This is a genomic window from Ramlibacter sp. 2FC (genome assembly GCF_005503345.1).
In the GTDB taxonomy this organism is placed as follows: Bacteria; Pseudomonadota; Gammaproteobacteria; order Burkholderiales; family Burkholderiaceae_C; genus SCMQ01.
In genome coordinates, this window is record NZ_SCMM01000021.1 from 49,675 (window position 1) to 73,727 (window position 24,053).

20 protein-coding genes are annotated in these 24,053 nt (G+C 64.5%); 11 read left to right on the forward strand and 9 right to left on the reverse strand.

What is annotated here, in order from left to right:
- Positions 1-8: 8 nt before the first annotated feature.
- The 3 genes from FFS10_RS11135 to FFS10_RS11145 all read right to left on the reverse strand — a co-directional run bounded on the left by FFS10_RS11135 (position 9) and on the right by FFS10_RS11145 (position 2,960).
- Entirely contained in the window at positions 9-902 is an 894-nt protein-coding gene (locus FFS10_RS11135) for a LysR family transcriptional regulator (RefSeq protein WP_137894477.1), read from the reverse strand.
- Between the two features lie 243 nt (positions 903-1,145).
- Positions 1,146-1,373: a tautomerase family protein gene (locus FFS10_RS11140; protein WP_137894479.1), complete on the reverse strand. Its 228-nt coding sequence runs from the start codon at positions 1,371-1,373 to the stop codon at positions 1,146-1,148.
- A gap of 618 nt (positions 1,374-1,991) precedes the next feature.
- Complete coding sequence (locus FFS10_RS11145; RefSeq protein ID WP_137894481.1) at positions 1,992-2,960, reverse strand: Bug family tripartite tricarboxylate transporter substrate binding protein; 969 nt, start codon at positions 2,958-2,960, stop codon at positions 1,992-1,994.
- Between the two features lie 427 nt (positions 2,961-3,387).
- On the opposite strand from FFS10_RS11145, the gene FFS10_RS11150 reads away from it, so the two are divergent.
- The 3 genes from FFS10_RS11150 to FFS10_RS11160 all read left to right on the forward strand — a co-directional run bounded on the left by FFS10_RS11150 (position 3,388) and on the right by FFS10_RS11160 (position 7,006).
- Positions 3,388-4,374, forward strand: a complete 987-nt coding sequence (locus FFS10_RS11150; RefSeq protein ID WP_137894483.1) for a Bug family tripartite tricarboxylate transporter substrate binding protein — start codon at positions 3,388-3,390, stop codon at positions 4,372-4,374.
- A gap of 162 nt (positions 4,375-4,536) precedes the next feature.
- Positions 4,537-5,301: a glucose 1-dehydrogenase gene (locus tag FFS10_RS11155; RefSeq protein WP_137894485.1), complete on the forward strand. Its 765-nt coding sequence runs from the start codon at positions 4,537-4,539 to the stop codon at positions 5,299-5,301.
- Between the two features lie 199 nt (positions 5,302-5,500).
- Positions 5,501-7,006 carry an aldehyde dehydrogenase gene (locus FFS10_RS11160; protein WP_137894487.1) on the forward strand — a complete coding sequence of 502 codons (1,506 nt, stop codon included), beginning with the start codon at positions 5,501-5,503 and terminating at the stop codon, positions 7,004-7,006.
- Positions 7,007-7,319: 313 nt separating this feature from the next.
- On the opposite strand, the gene FFS10_RS11165 is transcribed toward FFS10_RS11160, so the two are convergent.
- The gene (locus tag FFS10_RS11165; protein ID WP_137894489.1) at positions 7,320-8,933 is read right to left on the reverse strand and encodes a GMC family oxidoreductase; all 1,614 of its coding nucleotides are present in this window, start codon (positions 8,931-8,933) and stop codon (positions 7,320-7,322) included.
- 81 nt (positions 8,934-9,014) lie between these two features.
- Positions 9,015-9,989: a Bug family tripartite tricarboxylate transporter substrate binding protein gene (locus tag FFS10_RS11170; RefSeq protein WP_137894491.1), complete on the reverse strand. Its 975-nt coding sequence runs from the start codon at positions 9,987-9,989 to the stop codon at positions 9,015-9,017.
- Positions 9,990-10,158: 169 nt separating this feature from the next.
- Here FFS10_RS11170 and FFS10_RS11175 point away from each other — a divergent pair, with 169 nt between their 5' ends.
- Positions 10,159-11,085: a LysR family transcriptional regulator gene (locus FFS10_RS11175; protein WP_137894493.1), complete on the forward strand. Its 927-nt coding sequence runs from the start codon at positions 10,159-10,161 to the stop codon at positions 11,083-11,085.
- A gap of 141 nt (positions 11,086-11,226) precedes the next feature.
- Positions 11,227-14,646, forward strand: coding sequence for an adenylate/guanylate cyclase domain-containing protein (locus FFS10_RS11180; RefSeq protein WP_137894495.1), 3,420 nt, complete (start codon positions 11,227-11,229; stop codon positions 14,644-14,646).
- 357 nt (positions 14,647-15,003) lie between these two features.
- Here FFS10_RS11180 and FFS10_RS11185 read toward each other — a convergent pair whose 3' ends face one another.
- Both FFS10_RS11185 and FFS10_RS11190 read right to left on the reverse strand, forming a co-directional pair.
- Complete coding sequence (locus FFS10_RS11185; RefSeq protein ID WP_137894497.1) at positions 15,004-15,915, reverse strand: DUF72 domain-containing protein; 912 nt, start codon at positions 15,913-15,915, stop codon at positions 15,004-15,006.
- A gap of 49 nt (positions 15,916-15,964) precedes the next feature.
- Complete coding sequence (locus FFS10_RS11190; protein WP_137894499.1) at positions 15,965-16,267, reverse strand: hypothetical protein; 303 nt, start codon at positions 16,265-16,267, stop codon at positions 15,965-15,967.
- A 194-nt stretch (positions 16,268-16,461) separates the two neighbouring features.
- Between FFS10_RS11190 and FFS10_RS11195 the strand changes: the two genes are divergently transcribed.
- From FFS10_RS11195 to FFS10_RS11205, 3 genes are all read left to right on the forward strand, one after another.
- Positions 16,462-16,914: a hypothetical protein gene (locus tag FFS10_RS11195; RefSeq protein WP_137894501.1), complete on the forward strand. Its 453-nt coding sequence runs from the start codon at positions 16,462-16,464 to the stop codon at positions 16,912-16,914.
- A gap of 77 nt (positions 16,915-16,991) precedes the next feature.
- Positions 16,992-18,341 (forward strand): tRNA (N6-isopentenyl adenosine(37)-C2)-methylthiotransferase MiaB, encoded by a 1,350-nt coding sequence (gene miaB / locus FFS10_RS11200; RefSeq protein ID WP_137894503.1) that lies wholly within the window; start codon positions 16,992-16,994, stop codon positions 18,339-18,341.
- Between the two features lie 106 nt (positions 18,342-18,447).
- Positions 18,448-19,392: a hypothetical protein gene (locus FFS10_RS11205; protein ID WP_137916412.1), complete on the forward strand. Its 945-nt coding sequence runs from the start codon at positions 18,448-18,450 to the stop codon at positions 19,390-19,392.
- On the opposite strand, the gene FFS10_RS11210 is transcribed toward FFS10_RS11205, so the two are convergent.
- Both FFS10_RS11210 and ffh read right to left on the reverse strand, forming a co-directional pair.
- Positions 19,368-19,760 carry a gamma-glutamylcyclotransferase family protein gene (locus tag FFS10_RS11210; RefSeq protein WP_137894507.1) on the reverse strand — a complete coding sequence of 131 codons (393 nt, stop codon included), beginning with the start codon at positions 19,758-19,760 and terminating at the stop codon, positions 19,368-19,370. The two genes, FFS10_RS11205 and FFS10_RS11210, sit on opposite strands and share 25 nt — an antisense overlap.
- 20 nt (positions 19,761-19,780) lie before the next feature.
- Positions 19,781-21,169 carry a signal recognition particle protein gene (gene ffh / locus FFS10_RS11215; protein WP_137894509.1) on the reverse strand — a complete coding sequence of 463 codons (1,389 nt, stop codon included), beginning with the start codon at positions 21,167-21,169 and terminating at the stop codon, positions 19,781-19,783.
- Between the two features lie 85 nt (positions 21,170-21,254).
- Here ffh and FFS10_RS11220 point away from each other — a divergent pair, with 85 nt between their 5' ends.
- The 3 genes from FFS10_RS11220 to FFS10_RS11230 are packed head-to-tail and all read left to right on the forward strand — an operon-like array spanning position 21,255 to position 24,046.
- Complete coding sequence (locus FFS10_RS11220) at positions 21,255-22,061, forward strand: cytochrome C assembly family protein (protein WP_137894511.1); 807 nt, start codon at positions 21,255-21,257, stop codon at positions 22,059-22,061.
- Positions 22,058-22,291 carry a PP0621 family protein gene (locus FFS10_RS11225; RefSeq protein WP_137894513.1) on the forward strand — a complete coding sequence of 78 codons (234 nt, stop codon included), beginning with the start codon at positions 22,058-22,060 and terminating at the stop codon, positions 22,289-22,291. The genes FFS10_RS11220 and FFS10_RS11225 overlap by 4 nt, the downstream gene beginning before the upstream one ends.
- Complete coding sequence (locus FFS10_RS11230) at positions 22,292-24,046, forward strand: sensor histidine kinase (protein WP_249931252.1); 1,755 nt, start codon at positions 22,292-22,294, stop codon at positions 24,044-24,046.
- Positions 24,047-24,053 lie beyond the last annotated feature (7 nt).

The following is a 24,053-nucleotide window of genomic DNA, read 5'->3' on the forward strand; positions in this document are numbered from 1 at the left end:
ACTCACTTTCACGGTCTGTAGCGCAGAGAATCTACAACGAGTGCAAGCGCCCGAGAGGACTGGCGCCGGCTTGGATAGTAAATGTGGAATCCCGGAAAGGTGGGGAACCAGTCCTCTAGTACGTATTGCAGCTGCCCGGCGGCAACGTAGGGTTGCGCCAGGTCTTCGGGGATGAATGCCAGGCCGCAGCCCGCAACCGCCGCGTTAAGCATCTGATAAACGCCATTGAATGTGCTCTGACCATCGACCTTCACCGGCACTTCCCGGTCGCCTTTCTTGAGTTCCCACGCGAGCACGCCGCCGCTGCTGGTCATCCGCAGGTTGATGCAGTTGTGCCTCAGTAAATCCTGCGGCTCGCGCACCGGCTGGCGTTTCCCAATGTATGAAGGCGCGCCAACGATGACCATGCGCACGTCGGGTGCAATGCGAACCGCGATCATGTCCTTCGCAACCTGGTCGCCCCAACGCACACCCATGTCATAGCGTTGAGCCACTATGTCGACCAGGCCGTAGTCGGAGTGGACTTCCACCTTCAGATCCGGGTACTTTGGCAGGATCTTCGCCAGCCTTGGCCAAATTACCGTATCCACCGAGTAGTCGGTCGCGGTGATACGAATCGTGCCTGCGGGCTTTTCACCCAATTCAATCACGGCGGCGAGCTCTGACTCGATTTCCTCGAACCGGGGAGCAACCGTCTGCAGCAATCGCTCGCCCGCTTCTGTAGGCGACACACTGCGTGTCGTGCGGGTGAGAAGCCGCACGCCGATACGCTCTTCGAGTCCTCGGATTGTGTGGCTCAGGGCTGATTGGGAGACGCCAATTTTCGCCGCGGCCCTGGTGAAGCTGCGCTCCTTGGCTATTGCCAGGAATGCAATGACGTCGGTGATGTTGTCGCGCGACATTCGTCGATCCTTGCTAACTGTCCACGCATGGTGTGCGCGCGCACTTGGTCTTGCCCCTGAACGGTGTAGTTCTTAGCCCATCGCGCACGACGGAGGCTTCGCAATACTCCGACTTGGGTTCAAAGTCCACCTGCGACTCGCCCGCCTCTTTCATTGGCGAGCGTGAAGCCGAGGTGGCGCACGAAGGAGACTTCAACTCCGCCAAAGGTCGACATGCCGCGCATTCCTAGAGGGGGCGGTCGATCAAGGCTCGTAGCCGGGCCGCTTGTAGATCTTGTCTGGATTACCGAGGATGTCAGGCTTGTAGACCTTCTCCTGCCATTGCGAGGGCTCCACGTCCACCACTGCAACTGAGATCGACGACTCGTCGCTGCCCAGCGCGTTCATAACTGCTTGACACACTTCCTGAGCGAGACGGTTCTTCTGCTTCTCCGTCCTGCCCATCCAGAGCTTGATGATCACGTGAGGCATGTCTTCTCTCCTTGAACCGGTCCATGAGCTGGGGGCGACCCCCTGCTTCATCAAAGACAACGTTCGATACGGTTTCTATGGCCGAAACTGATGCTGTCCATAGGAACCATTATGGTGGCATCAAGTTCAACTTGCAAGGTTGGTTGCTGACCACCGTCGACCTGACCGCCCAAGCGGTCAAATCCCGCACCACTTCCGTTCAGTTACGCCGCAGACCAAGCGTCAGCATTGACCTTGCCCTTGAATCGTGAATCCCATAACCGAGCTCACAGCTTCACTGTTTTCGGTCGCGCCGTGAACCACGTAGACCGCGCGCCAGGGCGGGAATGTCTTGCGCAGCAAGCGCTAGGCGCAGCCCGTACGCGCGACATAGCAGGCAATGACGAGCAGCCACCGGTCGTGGGTCGGCAATGCGCCGCGACCATCGTTACGCTCGAAAAGTGGGCAACCGACCTCCACCCGGCATCGGTCAGACGCTGAAAGACAAGACGCTGCACCTGATCGCTCGTCGCGACGGCGAATTCCGAGCGGCCATACGTCCGTCCTATGGGGCACGAGGCTCAGCCGCGCGTGCCGCGTCATGCAGCGGACTGCATGCTGCGCAGCGGCTGCCTCCGGTCACTCCGTGGTGAGCTTGCGCTCGGCCACCACGCGCTGGAGCTGCTCGTAGAGCTCCTTGATTTCCCTGGAGAACTCGGCTGGCGAGCCGGCCACGATGGTCGCGCCGGAGCCTTCGAGCCGCGCGCGAACACCGGCATCCTGAAGCACTCGCCTGAGCGCGAGATTGAGCCTATCCACAGCATCCCGGGGCGTGCCTTTGGGGCCGACCACACCGAAGTGGGACATGCGGTTCAATTGCGGCAAACCGACTTCGGCAAATGTGGGCATATCCGGATGCTCCTTCATTCGCTGCGGTGCAGCGACCACGATGGGTATCAGGCGTCCGTCGCGGATTGCCGGGATGGATGTGGGGCTGTCGACCGCGATCTGCACCTGACCCGCCATCACGTCCGCAACGGCGGGTCCTGCCCCGCGATAGGGTATGTGGGTGACGAATATACCAGTCAGGCTCTTGAACACCTCCATCTGCAGGTGCAGGATGCCGCCCACGCCAGAGGAAGCATAGGAGTAGTGTCCCGGTCGTCTCTTAAGTTCGGCCAGAAAGTCCTTGTAGTTCCGGGCCGGGAAGCTTGGGTGCACGGCAATCAGCCAGGGAACGGCCGCGATGTTCATGATCGGCGTGAAGTCGGCGACGGGGTTGTAGCCGATCTTCGGGTTCATGGCCGGCACGGCAGCCGTATTCGACGACGAGACCATCGCGACCGTATGACCATCCGGCACTGAGCGGAGCATCTCCATCGTTCCGACGGCGCCGCCCGCGCCTGCTCTGTTGTCGATTACGACCGGTTGGCCGAGATCCCTTCCCAGCCCTTCGCTGAGAGCTCGGGCAATCACGTCCGTGGATCCGCCGGCTGCGAACGGCACGATCATCCGCACGGGCCTGCGGGGGTAGGTCTGGGCCAGCGCAGCGCCGGACAGAGCCACCGCCCCGCCCGCTGTCACTGCAAGAAAATGTCTGCGTTCCATGATCCCTAATCCTTGAGAGCAATGCGCACGCACCGACGGCGCTCCTTGCGAGCCTTGCAGTGTATGAATGGCGGGAGGTGCGGGATTGGGCGTTAAGAAGAACGAAAACCGGGTATTCCCTGTGTTCGCGCGGACTTCCTACCTCTCGATTGGTACGTCTACAGAGGGAAGGTCACTGCGGGTTGACTTGAGTGCGAGCGCACAGTTTCACTGATCGAAACCAGTGCCATCCAATAATTTTCCTTGTATCATGGCCTCAGCTCGTAGACCAAAGAAGAGTTGCGAGCAAGTAAGGGGCCGGATGCGCGGCCGACTGCGAATCACCTCAACGGGGTGGTCTGTGGCTTGGTTGTTGGTCAGTGGTTACCAAACATTCTGGAATGTGTTCAACACTCGCGCTCAGTAAGCGTGCTGACGAGGAGACGAAATGAAATTGATGTCTGTTTTCCGATTTATTTTTGCCACCGTGTTGGGGTGCGCGCTCCTGACTGGTGCGCATGCTCAGCAGTACCCTTCACGTCCAATAAAGATCTTGGTCGGTTATGGTGCTGGGGGGCCCGCCGACACAGTGGCCAGAATTTATGCTGAAAAGCTCCAAGGAATTTTGAATACTCCGGTTCTCGTTGAGAACAAGCCGGGAGCTTTCGAGCAACTGGCCGCACAAACGGTACTTTCTGGCCCGCCTGACGGCTATACATTGTGGCTCGGAACGGCTGGCGCATTGACAATGGGGCCAGGTGTTCGCTCGGATATTCCTTATGATATTCTGAAGAATTTCACGCACGTCGCAAGGATTGCCGAGGTCAATGCTGTATTGTCAGTGAAGAATGACCTTCCGGTTAACTCGCTTGCCGAGTTGATCAGCTATGCGAAAGCACGTCCGAATCAGCTTTTCTTTGCCACGGCAGGAATGGGGGCTGGCAATCATCTGCTCACGGAATACATCATGAATGTCACTGGCATCAAGATGACTCATGTGCCGTACAAGAGCGATGCCGACGTGGTGCGTGAGCTGGCCGCTGGCACGGTAGATTTTGGCATTCCTGTCTCTTCGCAGGTGGTTCCGTTTATCAATGATCGGAAGGTTAAAGCCATTGCTGTGACGGGCCAAAGCCGTATGAAGACGCTTCCGAATACGCCGACGGTTGGGGAGGCGGGCGTTGAATCTCTGAAATCAATGGGCGTCTATTCCATTTACGGATTGCTCGGGCCTGCCGGCATGCCTCCTGCAGCTGCGCAAACATTGAATGATGCTTTCAACAAGGCGGCCAAGATGCCTGATTTGGTGCAGCGTCTGGATGGTCTCAACATAAAGGCGACGACGTCGACTTCTGCGGAGCTTCGTCAATATCTTGAGAGTGAAATTTCCAAGTGGCGTGACCTTGGAAAGACGCTGAACATCAAATTTAATTGATGAGAGTCTAGGCCCGCAGGGATGCATCTGCTTGGCGGGAATTCATGGGTTTGATGTGGGTCTTGGGTGTTTTCCTGCTGATGGCCTCACCCATGCTCTTTGTCAATGGCGTTCAGATGCCATCCTTCCGCGTGGTATTTTTAATGAAAGGTGGTTAGATTCATGAGCCGGATGCTTGAGGGAAAATCGGTATTGGTCACAGGCGCTGCAGGCGGTATTGGCCGGCAAGCGGCTTTACTTTTCGCCCAAGAGGGAGCCCGAGTGGCCGTGGCGGACGTTAATGACAAGGGTGCAGCTGAGACTGCCGAGCTCATCCGCTCTATTGGTGGAGAAGCGATCTCGCTTGTGGCCGACCTGACCAAAACCGAAGAGGTCAAGGCGATGGTCAATTCGGCCGTTCGCGCATTTCATCGTTTGGACGGCGCCTTCAACAATGCAGGTATTGCTGGGGGGCATGTTGGTCAAGGTGGCCGCTTCAGCGCGGACTGGGAAGAAGATGCATTCGACCGTGTTGTCACGGTCAATCTGAAGGGCACTTGGCTGTGCATGCGCGAACAAATTCAGCATATGCTTGAACACGGAGGTGGCTCTATCGTCAATACCGCCTCGCTCGCAGGCATTGCAGGATTCCCTACCACATCGGGTTATGCGGCCAGCAAGCATGGCGTCGTCGGTATGACGAAGACGGCAGCCTTGGAGTACGCGCCCAAGATTCGATTGAATGCCATTTGCCCGGGATATGTCGATACGGATCTGCTAAAGGATGCCATGACGCGCAGAGGCGATCAGATCCTTGCACGCATACCATTCAAGCGCCTGGCCGATCCGAAGGAAATCGCCGAGATGGTTTGCTGGCTGCTCTCGGACAGGGCTTCCTATGCGACCGGGCAAGCATTCACCGTGGATGGCGGATATATGGCTGGCTGAGCCCACTGCCCCGTCGTGGAGTAGACAAGCTGCCTAGGTGCGCGCTGGAACGCATGGACGGCGTGTCATGACTGTAATGGGATGGGCTTGGTTACTGGCCCATCCGATACAAGAGCAAATTTAGCAACCGCTGAGCGAATGGCCTCCATTCGCTGCAGTTCGGGTTTCACAGAAAAATCCAGCAAAGGAGAAGTCGTCCATGGATATCGCAACTCAATATTCTTCGAACGCCGCCTTGCATCGTTACGAGCACCTCTACATCGGGGGCGAATGGGTCAAGCCCATTGACGGTGGTCTTGCCGAGAGCATCGATCCTGCGACCGGTCGCCCTTGGGCCGTTGTGCCGATGGGAGGGGTCGAGGATATCAACCGAGCCGTTGCCGCTGCGCGGCAGGCTTTCCAGGGTCCCTGGCGGCGCATGCCGGGACATGAGCGCGCCGCGCTGCTGCGCCGCTTCGCCGACCTGTTTCGCGACGCGGTGCCCGAACTGTCCGTGCTGGAAGCGCGCGACTGCGGTGGCGTCATCCGCGACCTGCGCGTCAGCATCGCGGCACAGGCGCAGTACTACCAATGGTTTGCCTCGCTCGCCGACAAGGCACAGGGTCGCACGATTCCGATCGACGACAGCATGCACGTCTTCACGACCATGGAGCCCATTGGCGTGGTCGGCGCCATCACGCCGTGGAACGTGCCACTGTTCACGACCTGCGTGAAGATTGGCCCGGCTCTTGCCGCCGGCTGCCCGGTGATCCTGAAACCGTCCGAGCACACTTCTGTAACGGCGCTGGAGCTGGCGCGCCTGGCTCACGAAGCCGGCTTCCCGCCCGGCGTGTTCAATGTGGTGCCTGGCTACGGTCACAGCGCGGGCGCGCACCTCGTCCAGCACCCGGACGTCAGCAGGATCACGTTCACAGGCGAGGGAGGCACCGCCAAGAAGATGCTGCATGGCGGCATCGAAACGCTCAAACGCTTCAGCTTCGAGCTGGGTGGCAAGGCACCGCACATCCTTTTCGCTGACGCTGATCTCGAACAGGCCGTCAATGCCGCCACCGCGATGGCGTGGCGGAACTGCGGTCAGAGCTGCGCGCTGGGATCTCGGGTGTTGGTCGAGCGACCCATCTACGACCGCGTCGTCGACATGTTCCGCGAGCGTGCCAAGACGGTGCGCGTGGGCATGCCGCTCGACGAGGCCTCGCGCATGGGTCCGCAGGCGAACGAGGCTCAGCTGAAGAAGACTTTGTCCTATGTGGAGATCGGCAAGAACGATGGCGCCGAACTCGTGACTGGCGGACGGCGCATTGAAACCGCTGAGCTCGCCAATGGCTATTTCGTCGAACCTACCGTGTTTGCTGGCGTCAACAACCAGATGCGCATCGCCCGCGAGGAGATCTTTGGCCCGGTGGCCTCGATGATCCCGTTCGACGGGGAGGAAGAGGCGATTGCCATCGCCAACGACACGCCATTCGGATTGACGGCAGGGCTGTGGACGCGCGACGTGGGCCGCGCGCTGCGCGTATCCCAGCGCATCGAGGCTGGCATGGTATGGGTCAATACCTACAACGCGACGCGCTGGTCGGCGCCCTACGGCGGCTTCAAGGCCAGCGGGTGGGACCGCGAGATGGGCATCGACGCTCTGGCTCCATTCTTGGAGAATCGAACCACAATGATCAGCACTACAGGGCAGTTCCCGAATCTCTACGCCTAGTCGTTCAGGGAGCGCGGGCAGGTCCGACTGCGTTGGCTCGGTCTTTGAACGCAGGTTGCCCATCTTCTTGGCGTCCAGGGCCTCGCGCAGCGAGGCCCGACCTCGCTGCAGTTCTATCGCCAAGTGGCCGCGGCGCAGCGTGCCTCGTCAAGATCTTGAGCCACTGCTCGTTGAGACGCACGCCGCGGCACTTCCCCTCGAAGCTCTCGATCCAGCCGTTCTGCATCGGCCGTCCGGGCTGGAGCTGGACCAGACAGATACCGCGTTCGTGTGCACCTCCGACTCCAGCGTGAATCCTGCCACTTTCATGCCTTCATTGACGGCGCGCGATGGCATCCTCCGCGATCATGTCTGCGCCCTTCTCGCCGATCATCATCGTCGGGGCATTCGTGTTTCCGGAAGTCACGTGCGGCATGATCGATGCATCGACGACGCGGAGCCGGTCGACACCCCTGACACGCAGTCGCTCGTCGACTACCGCCATGGGGTCCCGCCCCATTTTGCAGGTGCCCGCAGGATGCATCGCAGAGTTTCCATGTGCCCGCATGTACTCCAGAAGTTGTTCGTCGGTCTGCACGGAACAACCTGGCATGACTTCCTCGATGACCCGAGAGGCCAGCGGCTCTGTCGCCAGAATTTGGCGAATCTGTCGGATGCCCGCAATCACGGCATTGACATCTTCCGGATGTGTCAAGAACTCGGGCTGGATCACAGGAGGCTGGGATGGATCAGGCGAGCGAAGAGTAAGGGTTCCGCTCGCCGCCGGACGCAACTTGTAAACAGACGCTGCAATCGATGGCTCGCGGTCTACCTCGACGACACCGTTCCCATGGTAGGTGAACGACATCGGTCTGAAGCTGATCTGAAGATCCGCATAGTCCTCCTCCGGTCGGCTCTTCACGAAGGCAGCGACTTGAGAAGACCCCAAGGCAAGGTACCCAGTCTTCGTCAACAGGTAACGCAAGCCCTGCCAGTACTTCCGCAGGCCACGGATTTCATGGTTGTACGAGCTTTCCGGGGTGGCGCGGAAACTCGTGTGCACGTAAAAATGGTCTTGGAGATTGCGGCCCACGCCGGGTGAATCGACGATGGGAACGATTCCGTGTCGCTGCAACTCCGCCGCCGGGCCGATGCCGGAGAGCATCAGCACCTGCGGTGAGTTCAGTGCGCCCGCAGACACGATCACCTCCCGATTGGCGCAGATAACCCGGCGCTCGCCGGATTCGATCACTTCTACGCCGACCGCTTGCCTTTCTTCGAAGAGGATGCGCTGTACGCTCGAACCTGTCCGAACGGTGAGATTGGGTCTTTTCAACACCGGCTCCACATACGCCATGTACGCTGAGTGACGTCGTCCCTTGCGAATGTTGTGCTGCATGAATCCCACGCCGTCGTGCAGTTCGCCATTCAGGTCCTCGGTGCGCGCTATTCCCAGACGGACGGCGGATTCCACAAAATCAACCGAGGCCGGGTGACGGATCACCGGGTCGCTGATCCACAATGGGCCTCCCGTCCCACGGTAGTCGTCAGAACCTCTTTCGTTGTGCTCCATCCGCTTGAAGTACGGCAGAACGTCTTCGAATCCCCACCCCGGATTTCCCAGGCTACTCCAGGTATCAAAGTCCTTGCGATGCCCTCGGATATAGACCATGCCGTTGATGGAACTCGATCCCCCCAGCCCCTTGCCGCGCGGCCAGTACATCCTGCGGTCGTGCAGCTCCGGCATGGGCTCGGTGAAATAGTTCCAGTTCAGGTGCTTGTGGAAATAAAGTTTCGCCATCCCTGCAGGTGTTCTGACCCAGAACTTGTCCGCAGGTGGCCCTGCTTCCAGCAAGAGAACCTTGAAGCCGGCGTTGTCCGACAGCCGACGGGCCAGTACGCACCCAGCCGAACCGGCGCCGATGATGATGTAGTCGTAAGTTTCCAACGTGCAAGAACTCTTATGTGCTGTTTCGTCGCCGGCCTGGGTGCAGGCCGGCGCTGGGTGATCGAAGCGGGGGGCCCTGCCTTACTCCTTGGTGAACTTGAGATCCGCCGCTGTCTTGGCCATGTCGGCGTATTCCCGTGCAAGGTATTCGGTGAACTCCTTCGACGGCATGAAGCTGGTGTCGGAGCCATCTGCACGGAGGCGATCGCCCACCTCTTTGCTATTCAAGGCATAGCGAACGGCCTCGGACAGCTTGTTGATCACTTCCGGCGGCGTACCGTTCTTCGCGAGCAGGCCCAGCCATACGCTGTAGGTGAAGTCGACGCCCAGTTCTCGGAAAGTCGGAACATTCGGCAGCGTAGGCAAGCGCTGCGGGGCCGTGACGGCGAGGGCCTTCATCTTTCCGGAGGCCACGTGGCCGCCGCTGCTGACATAGGCATCGAAGAAATAGGAAACGCGGCCGGCCATGAGGTCCGGCATCACGGCGCCGTTACCCTTGTAAGGAACGGCCAACACGTCGTCCAGCCCGTAGGCGCGCTTAAAAAGCTCGCCGGCAATGTGCGGGGCACCGGCCACGCCACCATGGCCGTAGCTGAGCTTGCCTTTCTCTTTCCGAGCGTAGGCGACATAGTCCGCCACGCTTCGCACCGGCTCATCTCCCCCGACAAGGAAAATGAAAGGAATGCGCGACATCATCCCGACGCCCGTGAAGTCAGCCGGGGAATAACCCGGGTTCTTCTTGATGTACGGCAACGTGGAGAAGTTCAGCGACTGAGCCAGGATCGTATAGCCGTCCGCGGGCTGGTCCCGGACGTGGAGGATACCCACGAGCGTGTCGGCGCCAGGGCGGTTGTCGACGATCACGGGCTGGCCCAGCTTCTCGCTCATCTTCTGCGCGACCAGGCGTGTGGTGATGTCGGTCGCGCCGCCTGGTGCAGTGCACACCACGATGCGAATGGGGCGTGATGGATAAGGGTCGGCCGCAATGGCAGCGCTGGCCGCCACGCCGCAAGCCAGCGCGGTGAAAGTACGTCTCGTGATGTTTTTTATCGACATGTTGTCTCCTGTGGTTGGAAGAAAGGATGTTTCCCTGGAGCGCTTGCTCTGCCAAGCGCCATATCGCTCCTGCATGACACGCACTGCGCAGAGACGACCCGGGAATTCTGGTGGTCCGAGCCCCCCTGACGCAAATGAATAGAATTGAGGAATCCATAGGTAAAAGCGCATGGCAAGCATCCTTGACGGTATTCCATGGGCACGCCGGTTGAAGTTGAGGCACCTCGAGGTGTTTTTGGCGGTCCACGACACGGGCAGCCTCACTGCAGCAGCGGCCCAGCTCCACATGACGCAACCCGCCTTATCTCATTGGCTGTCCGATCTCGAGGATGTCGTGGGCCGCCCATTGTTCCTGCGCGGTCGCCGGCTCGAGCTGACTCGGGAGGGAGAAGTGCTGCGTGGACACGCCGCACGGATGCTTGGGGATGTCCAGCATGCCGACGCGGACCTGAGAGCGGTGCAGGCTGGTTTGCAAGGCCGCCTGCATGTCGGCACGGGACTCCCCCGTGTTTTGCTTCCAAAGGCTATCGCTCGCCTTCAGCAAGACCGGCCAGGCGTGTTCGTCTCCGTCGTGGAGGCCCCGCTTCCGCAACTGCTGGAGATGTTGGCGAGAAGGGAAGTCGACGTCATTATCGGGGCCCTCGCGGCGCAAGCGCTCGGATCGGGCTTTGCCACAGAAGCGCTGATCTCCGACAGTGTGCAGGTGGTCGCCCGGCGGGGGCACCCGTCCTTGCAGTGCGGATCTCCCCGGTGGGAAGACACAATAGACTACCCATGGATTCTGCCGCCGGTCGGATCTGTCATGCGCGATATCTTCGACGCGGCATTCGCCGCGCAGCACCTGACTCCCCCTGTTCCATGCGTCGAGGCGAACTCGTCCCTTCGCGTGCAACTTCTGATGGGCGAAAGGAACTACGTGTCGATCCTCTCGAGCTCCGAAGTCCAGCTTTACCGTCCGCTTGGGCTCATAGATCATGTACCGCTGGTGCCCAGCATCCCATCTCCGGACATCGGTGCGATCTGGGAAGCTGATCGAACCGGGGCTCTGACCTCACATTTCCTCGATGCGCTTCGAATCGAATCGCGTAGCCAATAGCTGTGCGACCGAGCATCTGCCGCGTTCGGGGACACAAGAGCGGCCCCACGACTTGTGGCTGATGCAGGCGCCAGAACGCCCGCCTTGATAAGATTCGATGACTGTTGAGCCTCTCGAGCGGGCGAAGACGAAGGTGGGGCGATGCGCTGCATCAGCTGTGGGTTCGAGAATCCGGCGGGCGCCAAGTTCTGCGAGGAATGCGGCGCCAGGCTGGCGCGTGTCTGCCCGGCCTGCGGACACGAGGCCGGCCCGAGCGCCAAGTTCTGTAGCGAATGCGGCGCAGCGTTGGGCGGGACGCCACCCGGCGCAGCGCCTGCGGCCAGCGCTCCCATCGATTACACCCCGCCCCATCTGGCCGAGCGCATCCGCGCCGCGCAGGCCGCGATGGCTGCGCGCGGCGCGACGGACGGCGAGCGCAAGACCATCACCGCGCTGTTCGCCGACATGGCCGGCTCGACCGCGCTGATCCAGGACCTCGACCCCGAAGACGCGCGCCGCCTGATCGACCCGGTGCTGGCACTGATGATGGACGCCGTGCACCACTACGAGGGCTATGTGGCCAAGTCCATGGGCGACGGCATCCTGGCCCTGTTCGGCGCGCCGATCGCGCACGAGGACCATGCGCAGCGCGCCCTGCTGGCGGCGCTGCGCATGCAGGAGGACATGCGCCGCTACGCCGACGGCGTGCGCCAGGCCCAGGGCATCGCGCTGCAGATCCGCGTCGGCGTCAACTCGGGCGAAGTCGTGGTGCGCGCCATCCGCACCGACGACCTGCACGTCGACTACGACCCGGTGGGAAACTCGATCCACATCGCTTCGCGCATGGAGGGCATCGCGGTGCCCGGCTCCATCGTTGCGAGCGAAGACACGCACAAGCTGAGCGAGGGCTATTTCGCGTTCAAGCCGCTCGGCGCGACGCCGATCAAGGGGCTCACCGAGCCCCTGCCCATCTTCGAGGTCCTGGGCCTGGGCCCGCTGCGCACCCGGCTGCAGGTGGCAGGCAGCCGCGGGCTGGCGCATTTCGTCGGCCGCACGCGCGAACTCGAGCAGCTGCGCGAGGCGCGCGCGCGCGCGCATGCCGGGCATGGCCAGATCGTGGGCGTGGTCGGCGAACCGGGTGTCGGCAAGTCGCGCCTGTTCCACGAGTTCAGGCTGCTCGCGCCGCGCGAGGCCATGGTGCTGGAGACCTTCTCGGTCTCGCACGGCAAGGCCTATCCCTATCTGCCACTGATCGAGCTGCTGAAGAACTACTGCCAGATCACCGCGCAGGACGACGAGCGCAGGCGGCGCGAGAAGCTCACCGGCAAGCTGCTGACCCTGGACCGCGCGCTGGAAGACAGCCTGCCTTACCTGTCCCAGCTGCTGGGGATCGCCGAGCCGGGCTCGGCCCTGGCGCAGATGAACCCGCAGATCCGCCGCCAGCGCAGCTTCGAGGCGGTCAAGCGACTGCTGGTGCGCGAGAGCCTGGCCCAACCGCTCGAGCTGATCGTCGAGGACCTGCAGTGGCTGGACAGCGAGACCGAGGCCTTCCTCGGCTTTCTCGGCGAGGGCTTGGCCAACGCCCGCATCCTGCTGCTGGTCAACTACCGGCCCGAGTACCGCCACGATTGGGGGAACAAGAGCTACTACACCCAGCTTCGACTCGATCCCTTGGGCGAAGCCGAGGCCCGGGAGCTTCTGCACGAGCTGCTGGGCGCGGACACGGGGCTGGCCCCGCTCGAGCAGCGGATCCTGCAGCAGACCGAAGGCAACCCCTTCTTCATCGAGGAGCTGGTACAGACACTGGTCGAGGAGGGGGCGCTGCGCGGCGAGCGCGGGCATTACCGTCTTGAGAAGATCCCGACCGCTCTGCACATCCCGACCACGGTGCAAGGCGTTCTCGCCGCCCGCATCGACCGGTTGGAGCCGGCCGAGAAGGCGCTGCTGCAGACCCTGGCCGTGATCGGCAAGGCATTTACCTGGAGCCTGGTCGCGCGCGTGGTTGAGCAGCCCGAGGAACAGCTCAAGAGCCTGCTGGCGCGGCTGCAGGCCGGGGAGTTCATCTACGAGCAACCGGCGTTTCCGGAAGTGGAGTACAGCTTCAAGCACGGACTGACCCAGGAGGTGAGCTACGGCTCGCTGCTGATCGAGCGGCGCCGCGCGCTGCACGAGCGCACGGCCCAGGCCATCGAGGCCCTGCACAAAGACCGGCTCGAAGAGCACTGCAGCGAGCTGGCCCACCACTTCAGCCGCAGCGGCAACGCGCCGAAGGCAGTGAAATTCCTGCACTGCGCCGGACGCCAGGCGGTGCAGCGCTCCGCCGATGCCGAAGCGGTGGCCCACCTCACGGCGGCCCTGGGCCTGCTCGAGACCCTGCCCGCTACGCCCGAGCGGGTACGGCAGGAGCTCGAGCTGCAGCTCACTCTCGGTCCGGCCTGGATGGCCACCAAGGGGCTCGCCGCCCCGGAGGTGGAGGCGACCTATACGCGCGCGTTGATGCTGTGCCGCCAGCTCGGGGAAACGAGCCAGATCTTCCCCTCCCTGATGGGGCTGCGCACGTTTTATCAAGTCCGCGGTGAGCTGCTGAACGCACGCGAGTTGGGGGAGCAACTCCTTGCACTGGCCCAGGAGGCGCAAGACCCTGCGTTGCTGGCCACAACCCATCGCGCGATGGGGGCCACTCTGTTCAGTCTCGGCGAGCTCGACGCTGCCCGCGCCCAGCTGGAGCAGGCCTTGGCCCTCTATGACCCTAGGCAGCACGACTCGCCTGCCTTCTTCTCCGGATCGGAGCCCGGCGTGGCGGGGCTGGCCATCTTGGCCCTGGACCTGTGGCTGCTCGGCTTTCCGGATCAAGCCCTCGCGCGCAGCCAGGAGATGCTCGTCCTGGCTCAGACCCTTTCCCACCCCCCTGCTTCGGCCACTGCCCTGATTTTCGCGGCCGAGCTTCATCTGCAGCGCCGCGAGGCGCAGACGACCGACCAGCTCACGACAGCACTCCTGGCCCTGGCGACCGAGCACGGCCTTCCGTTCATCTTGGCTTGGGGCACCATCCTCTCCGGCTGGGCACTGGCCGCACGGGGACGCGCGGCAGAAGGCATCGAGAAGATGCAGCAGGGCCTGAGCGCCTACCAGGCCACCGGCGCCGAGCTTCGGCGCACGCATTTCCTGACGCTGCTGGCCGAGGCCTATGGCAAGGCGGGACAGGCCGAGGCCGGGCTCAGAACACTGGACGAGGCGCTGGAGGTGATGGAGCGGACCCAGGAGCGCGCGTACGAGGCCGAGCTGTACCGGCTGCGGGGCGAGCTGATGCTGCTGCGAGTGGTCGGCGAGGGGCAAGAAGACGGCCGCAGTGACGAAGCCGAGGCCTGCTTCGCGCAGGCGATCGCGGTCGCCAAGCGCCAAGGCGCGAAGTCGCTGCAACTGCGCGCGTCGACGAGCCTGGCGCGGCTCTGGCAGCGGCAAGGCAAGCCGGCCGAGGCGCGCGCGATGCTGGACGAGGTCTACCAGGCGTTCACCGAGGGCTTCAACACGCCGGACCTGCAAGAGGCCAAGGCGCTGCTGGTCGAGTTGTCCGGCGGCTGAAGCTTGCAGGCAAGGCCCCAATCCGGGCTTTGCAATGTGTTCTCTGTTACACCCGTTCGGCAGGCAGGAACAATCGAGGACGCTTTCTGCCCAAATTTCGGCTCCAGAAATGAGCCCGCCCATCGCATGGTCCGTGCGGTGAGAGCGGTTCAACGTGTCCCAGTCCGGTACACTTAGGTGGTGCATCAGCCGGCAAACCGGTACGGCAGGCACGCTCACAAGCCATTGATTTCAATGACTTTTCTGGAAAATCCAGGGATTTTGGGGGCGCATCCGTGAAGCGCCACCAGAACAACAACAAGGAAACCCCGCTATCCGAAAGGTGGCGGGGTTTTTTCGTTTCCAGCCACCAGGCGGTCAAGACATGCCGCCCGCCTGGGCTCGGCCTGCCAGCAGCTTCATGAACGTCGCGCCGTTGCGCTGGCCCTTGTCCTCCTCGCAGTTGTTGAAGACCACATGCGCGTTCCTCGCCTTGTAGGCCAGGCGTACGGCCTCGGCCACGAGTTCGCGCAGTTCCTGCTCGCTGTAGTCGTAATCGAAGCGCTCGGCCGCCGAGGCGGCCGGCTGGTTGTAGGCCGGGGCATTGCGCCCATGCAGGCGCAGCAGCACGTAATCGGGATGCGTGACCTCCCACACGGCGGGCACGCTGTTGTCGGCGCCCTGCGGCCCGTCGACCACCGTGTGCACCGTGCCCAGCTCGCGCAGAAAGGCCAGGGTGCCCGCGCTGCGCTCCGCGTCGCGCCACCAGGAGCGATGGCGAAACTCGATGCTGCAGACATGGCCGGCCATGTGCTCGACGCAGCTCCGAACCCGCTCGCGGCCCTCCCGGTTGCACACCACCCACGGCGGGAACTGAAAATGCGCCAGGCCCAGCTTGCCCGCATGGCGCAACGGCGCCAGCGCCTCGACGAAGCGCCGCCACAGCTCGGCCTGCACCTCGGGCGGCACCGCCCGGTCGTAGAGCCGGCGGCTGGCACCCAGCGTCTGCTGGATGTCCTTGGGCAGCACCTTGGTTTCGGTCGCGTGGCCGGTGAACAGCCTGAAGGCCTTGACGTTGAAGACGAAGTGCGCCGGAGTGCGCTCGGCCCAGAGCTGGGCCGTGGCCGCGCTGGGCAGGGCGTAGTAGCTACTGTCCACCTCGACCAGTGGAAAGATCGAGGCGTAGTGGCGCAGCCGCGCCTCGGGCGTCCTGGCCTCGGGCGGGTAGAAGCGTCCGCAGGCTATCAGCGACTTGTCCGTCCAGGAGGCGGTGCCGACGAGGATGCCCATGCGCGACGTTTCCGATCCGGGGCCTCCCGCCCCCGGGCCGGCTGCGGCCCTAGGGGCGGCGCTTGGCGCCAGGCCCCAGCGCCCAGCCCTGCTCCGAGCCTTCCACGACGCGCTCGTGGGCCGGCGTCTGGCTCACATGGTGTTTGAGCCTGTGCGTCAGAGTCTGCGCGAAACCCTGCCGGTCCTCGGCCGGGTCCCAGGGCAGTTCGATGCCCTTTTGCAGCCAGTGGGCGCGCAGGGCCGGCTCGATCGCCCGGTTCATGATCTCCCCCGAGGTGATGCGCCGGTCCTCGCCGGAGTGGTGCAGCACGTAGACCGCGACCTCGATTGCCTGATCGTGCGTCAATGCCATCTGGACCTCCTAGCCGAGCTGTGCAGGAGCCAAGCATTGTGCACCGCCACCGGGTTTCGCTCCAGCCCATGCCGCTGCGGGTAGCGGGGCCTTTGGCGAGCGCCGGCCGGGCCGCCGGGTTCCCAAGACCTTGCGCGCTCGCACCGCTGCGCGCGCGGATACACTTGCGCACGCACAGCCTCTGGACAGATACCATGAACCGCTGCCTGAAGTCTTTTTCAACCCTCCTTCAAGGCTCCGCCGGCCTCGCGCTGGCGGCCGCCCTGGCCTTGCCCGTCGCGGCCCAGGCCGAAAGCCGGCCTTTCCCGGCCAACGCCCTGCGCGGCACACTGGTGGTGACGGCGCCGCCCGAGGTGCTGCTCGACGGCCGGGCCGACCGCCTCGCCCCGGGCGCGCGCATCCGCGACACGCAGAACCTGCTGGCCCTCTCGGCCACCCTGGTCGGCCAGGAGCTGACGGTGAACTACCGGCGCGACGGCGCCGGCCTGCTGCACGAGGTCTGGATCCTGAGCGCCGAGGAGGCGCGCGAAAAGCGCGCCGGCGCCCGCTCCGTGCGCAACTTCCTGTTCGGCTCGGAAAGCGGCCAGTCGCCGCGCGACGACGGCAAGACGCCCTACCACCTGCTACCGGGCCTGCCCCAGCGCTGAAGCACCGGGCCCGAGAGCCCCGACGCCGCACCGGCGCGGCGCCCTTCCCATTTGACCGCCTATCGCACGAGGCCCCCATGACCAAGAAAGTCTTCATCAAAACCTTCGGCTGCCAGATGAACGAGTACGACTCGGACAAGATGGCCGACGTGATGCACGCCGCCCAGGGCTACGAGCCCACCAACAACGTGGAAGAAGCCGACCTGATCCTGTTCAACACCTGCTCGGTGCGCGAGAAGGCGCAGGAGAAGGTGTTCTCCGACCTGGGCCGGGTCAAGCACCTCAAGCAAAAGGGCGTGCTGATCGGCGTCGGCGGCTGCGTCGCCAGCCAGGAGGGCGAGGCCATCATCGCGCGCGCGCCCTACGTGGACGTGGTGTTCGGCCCGCAGACCCTGCACCGCCTGCCCGAGCTGCTGGCCGCGCGCGAGCGCCAGGCCAGACCCCAGGTGGACATCAGCTTCCCCGAGATCGAGAAGTTCGACCACCTGCCGCCCGCGCGCGTCGAGGGCGCAAGCGCCTTCGTCTCCATCATGGAGGGCTGCAGCAAGTACTGCAGCTACTGCGTCGTGCCCTACACGCGCGGCGAGGAGGTCAGCCGCCCCTTCGACGACGTGCTGGTCGAGATCGCGGGCCTGGCCGACCAGGGCGTCAAGGAAGTGACCCTGCTGGGCCAGAACGTCAATGCCTACCGCGGCAAGATGGGTGAAACGGCCGAGATCGCCGACTTCGCCCTGCTGATCGAGTATGTGGCCGAGATTCCCGGCATCGAGCGCATACGCTATACGACCAGCCACCCCAACGAGTTCACCCAGCGCCTGATCGAGGTCTACGCCAGCGTGCCGCAGCTGGTGAGCCACCTGCACCTGCCGGTGCAGCATGGCTCTGACCGCATCCTGATGGCCATGAAGCGCGGCTACACGGCCATGGAGTACAAGAGCACGATCCGCAAGCTGCGCGCGATCCGCCCCGAGCTCTCGCTGAGCTCGGACTTCATCGTCGGCTTCCCCGGCGAGACCGAGGAGGACTTCCAGAAGATGATGAAGCTGATCGCCGACGTGGGCTACGACGCCTCGTTCAGCTTCATCTTCAGTCCGCGCCCCGGCACGCCGGCGGCTAACCTGCAAGACGACACGCCGCACGAGGTGAAGCTCAAGCGGCTGCAGCAGCTGCAGGCCGCGATCGAGGACAACGTGCGCCGCATCAGCGCGAGCCGCGTCGGCACGCTGCAGCGCATCCTGGTCGAGGGCCCTTCGCGCAAGGACCCGAACGAGCTGATGGGCCGCACCGAGTGCAACCGCATCGTCAACTTCCCCGGCGGTCCGAATGCGGCGCGCCTGGTGGGCCAGATGATCGAGGTAACGATCACCGAGGCGCTGCCGCATTCGCTGCGCGGCCGGGTAGTAATGGTGGATTCACCCGTCAGCTGATTCCACTGCACAGTCTGACACCGTTCATAGCTTGGGCATGAGTCAGTGCATCAACCCACCCGAATTCGACGGGTAGAGCGAGAGAAAGCAATCAGACAACAGTGTCATGATGCCTATCATGTACGGTGTCAGTGTGGCGCGCACAAGTGCGACCCAACAACAGAAATTCGGACACCTGAGCAAGGGAGGAGAACATGGCACAAATTGGCGTCTTTTTACTTACTCTACTCAATGTCGGCGGCTTGATTGCCTCTTCAATGCTCGCGGCAGCCCCGGCAGCGGAAGTGAAGGAAATGGCTGGCTTTTCTTCATCCTTGGAGGAATCTGGACACTGTCTTTCACGTATGCGTCTTGGGCCATGTGCGCGCGAGGCAAGAACGATGTCGGTCTGCTTATTGCATTTTTGACGTGGCCGGCAGCCGGCCTTGTGGGCATGGCTGTCAAGCTGGGAGCTCTGGCAGTAAGCGACCTCAAATCGCCCTCACCAGAGTTCCAGCTTGCATGCAAATCCGCTGGTCCCAGATTCTTGGCAAAACCGGCAAATCCCGTTCATTCAATCGCTTACGACTGGGAGGGAAGTGCACGACCGTTCTTGAACACGTTTCAAGTCGCATCAAGCGGACGAATCATGTCAAGCGGCTATCACATGCCGGCGTTTCCGTCGGCGATTGAATTCACAGAAGTTCGCTGCGGAGTCAACGTAGGTTGTCCGGGCAGCAGCAATTTCTCATACGTGCGGCTTTCAAACGGGAATAACGCCCCCCATCTCGGCATCACCGAACTGACCGCGGACGCACTTGTCCGCTACAAGATTTCAACCGCTGGGTCTTCAGACAAAGACTTCCATCTGCGCCAGGTAGATTTGATCGTGTCCGATCGCCGTGATGGCCAAACACTGGCGACTCTTCGATACGTTTCCGACATCAACAAAAAAAAGTTGTGCGGCACAACATCTCAGGGCGTGATGGACGAATCGGCATTCGTGCGTGAAGCTATCGGATTAAATGAGCTTTCAACTGCGCCCGCTCAGCCGCCGCGCTCGCTGAGGTAGCGCCAGTAGTCGCCGTGCGGGATGCGGGCGCAGCCTGCGGCGCTGCGGTTGTAGAGATAGGCCCAGGCCTGGACCGTTGCGCCATCCACCCGCCTCTGCACTGCGACGCGCTGGCGCAGGTACAGCGAGGCGGCGGGATCGGCCGGCTGGTATTCCTCGACCGCGTCGAGCCGCGCCAGCAGGGCATCGTCGACCTCGTAGAGCTCGCCGATCACCCGGCCCGGCCCCGGCCGCAGGCCGGGGTAGTCGCCGAGGTCGAACAGCCGTCCTTCGCAGCTTGCCGGGCCGCGCGGCAAGCCGCCCTGCATGGCCGCATGGAGCCTGAGGCCGGGCAGCAGGGTGCCGTAGACGAACAGCAGGTCGCGCATGCGCCGCGCAGCCAGCAGGCTCAGCGCGGCAGACCGGGGAAACCGCCGCCCCCGAGGCCGCCCATGCCCTTCATGCCGCCCATGCGCTTCATCATTTTCATCAGGCCGCCGCCCTTCATCTTCTTCATCATCTCCTGCATCTGCTCGAATTCCTTGAGCAGGCGGTTGACCTCCTGCACCTGCACGCCGGCGCCGGCGGCGATGCGGCGCTTGCGCGTGGCCTTGAGCAGCTCGGGCTTGCGCCGCTCCAGCGGCGTCATGCTGTGGATGATGCCCTGCTTGCGCGCGATGTCCTTCTCGGCGCGCGAGAGGTCGGCCTCGCTGGCCTTGGCCGCCATCTGCGCCGGCAGCTTGTCCATCAGGCTGGACAGGCCGCCCATCTGCTTCATCTGCTGGATCTGGGCCAGGAAGTCGTTGAGGTCGAAGCCGGCCCCGCTCTTGACCTTGGCCGCCAGCTTCTGCGCGGCCTCCATGTCCACGCCGGCCGTGACCTGCTCGACCAGGGCCACGATGTCGCCCATGCCCAGGATGCGTCCCGCATGGCGCTCGGCGTCGAACACCTCCAGGCCGTCGATCTTCTCGCTGACACCGGCGAACTTGATCGGCGCGCCGGTGATCTGTCGCACCGACAGCGCCGCGCCGCCGCGCGAGTCGCCGTCGGTCTTGGTCAGCACGATGCCGGTGAGCGGCAGCGCGTCCTTGAAGGCCTTGGCGGTGTTGGCCGCGTCCTGGCCCTGCATGGCGTCGACCACGAACAGGGTCTCGACCGGGTTCAGCGCCGCGTGCAGCTCGCGGATCTCGCGCATCAGCGCCTCGTCGATCGCCAGGCGGCCGGCCGTGTCGACCAGCAGCACGTCGAAATAATGGCGGCGCGCGTGATCCAGCGCGGCGCGCGCGATGTCCAGCGGCTTCTGCTCGGCCGAGCTCGGGAACCACTCGGCGCCGGCCTGGGCCGTCACGGTCTTGAGCTGCTCGATGGCGGCCGGGCGGTAAACGTCGCCCGAGACCGTCAGCACCTTCTTCTTGCGCTTTTCTATCAGGTGCTTGGCCAGCTTGGCGACCGTGGTGGTCTTGCCCGCGCCCTGCAGGCCGGCCATCAGGATCACGGCAGGCGGCTGGGTGGCGAGGTTGAGGTCGCTGATGCCTTCGCCCATGGTCGCCGCAAGTTCGCGGTTGACGATGCCGACCAGGGCCTGGCCGGGCTTGAGCGAGCCCATGACCTCCTGGCCCAGCGCCTTTTCCTTCACGCGGGCGATGAAGTCGCGCACCACGGGCAGGGCCACGTCGGCCTCCAGCAGGGCCATGCGCACCTCGCGCAGCATGTCGGCCACATTGGATTCGGTGATGCGCGCCTGGCCGCTGATCTGCTTGACCAGGCGCGAGAGTTTGTCGGTAAGGGCGGAGGCCATGGCGGTGTTCCGGGGGGACTCCCGGCGGGCGGGACGAGGTTGGGGCCGGCGGCAGCCGGAAGAAGCGAAACGCTAAACTGTACCCATGATTTTAGCCAGTGTGTCCCCCGTCAGCCTGCTGCTCAGCGCGGCCGCTGCCGCGGCCTATGCGGTACCGGCCGCCGCCGCCTCCCGGCTGGGTGCCGCGACCGCCCGGACGGCGCTGCTGCTGGCCTGGCTGCTGCACGCGCTGGTGCTGGCCTGGGCCCTGCTCGGCGAGACGCCGCGCTTCGGCTTCGCACCCGCGCTGTCGATCACGGCCTGGCTGGTGCTGACGGTCTACGTGGTGGAAAGCCAGATGTTTCCGCAGCTGACCGCGCGCTGGGCCCTGGCCGGCCTGGGTGCGGTGGCCGTGCTGCTGGCCCTGGTGTTTCCGGGCCAGCCGCTGCACGCCTCGGCCTCGCCCTGGCTGCCGCTGCACTGGGCGCTGGGCATCGCGTCCTACGGCCTGTTCGCGGCGGCGGTCGCGCACGCCTGGCTGATGACGCGCGCAGAGAAGCAGATCCGCCAGGCCGCCGACGCGCACAGCGGCCTGCCGCTGCTGACGCTGGAACGCCTGACCTTCCGCTTCGTCGCCGCCGGCTTCGTGCTGCTGTCGGCCACGCTGGTGGCCGGCTGGCTGTTCGGCGAGCAGCTGTATGGCGCCAGCGGCGCGCGCTGGCGGTGGGACCACAAGACCGTGTTCTCGCTGCTGTCCTGGCTGGCCTTCGCCGCGCTGCTGGTGGGCCGCTCGCGCTTCGGCTGGCGCGGCCGGCGCGCGGTGCGCGTGCTCTACATCGGCGCCGGCCTGCTGCTGCTGGCCTACGCCGGCTCACGCTTCGTGATGGAAGTGCTGCTGGGGCCCGCCGCATGAAATACCTGCTGGTGCTGCTGGTGGTGCTGGTCGGCGCCTGGGGCTGGCGCCAGAGCCGGCAGCTGTCCTCGCGGCAGACGCCGCCCCCCGACACCGGCACCAAGCCACCCGCCGCGCAGGAGATGACGCGCTGCGCGCTCTGCGCCCTGCACCTGCCCAAGTCGGAGGCGGTGCAAGGTCGGCGCGGGCTGTATTGCTGCGCGGCGCACCGCCAGCAGGCCGAGGGCTGAATGACCAGCACGACGCGCGGCGCCGGCGCAGCCTCCTGGCTCAGTCCGCTGGCGCAGGACCGCATGTCCGCGCTGTACGCCGACCCGCCAGCCTTCCGGCGCCTGTGGCACGGCTTCATGACGGCGCGGGTCGCGATCGCGGCCGTGCTGCTGCTGCTGCAGGGCACGATCTACGTCCTGGGCCGGGCGGTGCCGGGCTGGCTGGTCGGCCTGTGCCTGCTCTACCTCGGCGCCACCCTCCTGGTCCGGCTGCTGGCGCGGCCCCAGCCGCCCGGCCCGCGCTTCGATCCGCAGTGGGCCTCGACCATCGCCGTGGACGTGGTCGCTTTCTCGGTGCTGCAGTTCCTGCTGGCCGGCGGCATCACTTACACGCCGCTGTTTGCCCTGCCGGTGCTGCTCGCCTCGGTCATGGGTTCGGCCGCGCTGGCGCTGGGCAGCACGGCCGCGGTGACCCTGCTGCTGCTGGCCGACGCCTGGTGGCAGTCGGCCGCCGCGCAGTACGCGGACACGGCCACGCGCTTCCTGCAGGCGGGCCTGGCCGGCAGCGGCCTGTTCATCGTGGCCTTCCTGACCAACCAGCTGGCCTCGCGCCTGGTGCGCGAGGAGCGGGCCTCGCGGCGCAACCGCCTGGAGGCGCGGGCGCAGACCCTGGTCAACGAGCTGGTGATCGACAGCCTGACCGACGGTGTGCTGGTGATCGACAGCCAAAACGTGGTGCGGGCCGCCAACCCCTCGGCCCGTCAGATGCTGGGCCGGAACGGGCCCGCCAAGCACCCGCCCTTCTCGCTCGGCGACGAGGCCGCCTGGGGCCCGCTGTCCGAATTGGCCCAGCTCAGCCTCGCCTCGGCACACGCCCAGACGGCCGAGCTGAGCATCTCCCACACCGGCCTGCCGCGGCGGCGGCTGCATGCGCGCACCCGCCTGACCGCGCCCCTGCACAACCCCTCCGGCGGCCTGTGCGTGGTGTTCCTGCAGGACCTGCGAGAGATGGAGGCGCGCCTGCGCACCGAGAAGCTGGCCGCCATGGGCCGCATGTCGACCGCGGTGGCGCATGAGATACGCAATCCCCTGGCAGCCATCACCCAGGCCAACGCCCTGCTCGACGAGGACCTGTCGCAGCCCGCGCACAGGCAGCTCACGGCCATGGTGCAGCAGAACGCGCAGCGCCTGGCGCAGATCGTCGACGACATCCTGGACGTGGCACGGGTCGAGCCGCAGGGCGGAGGCGCGCAGGCGGTCAGCACGCCGCTGGACGAGACCACGGCCACCGCCTGCGAGGAATGGATGCAGCAGAACGCCTGCAGCGAGCGCATCACGCTGGAACTGCAGGCCGCCGGCACGCAGGTGGCTTTCGCGCCCGACCACCTGCGCCGCGTGCTGATCAACCTGCTGGACAACGCGCTGCGCTACGCCGGGCCGGGACGCGGCGCGATCCAGGTCGGCACCGAGGCGCGCGCCGGCGGCGACGTGCGCCTGCGCGTCTGGAGCGACGGCGTGCCGCTGGAGCCGGCGGTGCAGCGCCATCTGTTCGAGCCCTTCTTCTCGTCCGAGAGCCGCTCCAGCGGCCTTGGCCTGTTCATCTGCCGCGAGCTCTGCGAACGACACGGCGCCGCGATCGGCTACGAGCGCACGCGCCGCCGCAGGCCGGACGGGTCCGCGCAAGGCAATGAATTCTTCGTCAGCTTCCGGCGTGCCGGCGCGGCCGCGGACGCCTCCGCCCGCCCGCGCCAGGACCGCGCGCCTGCCCGACCATGACCCCACC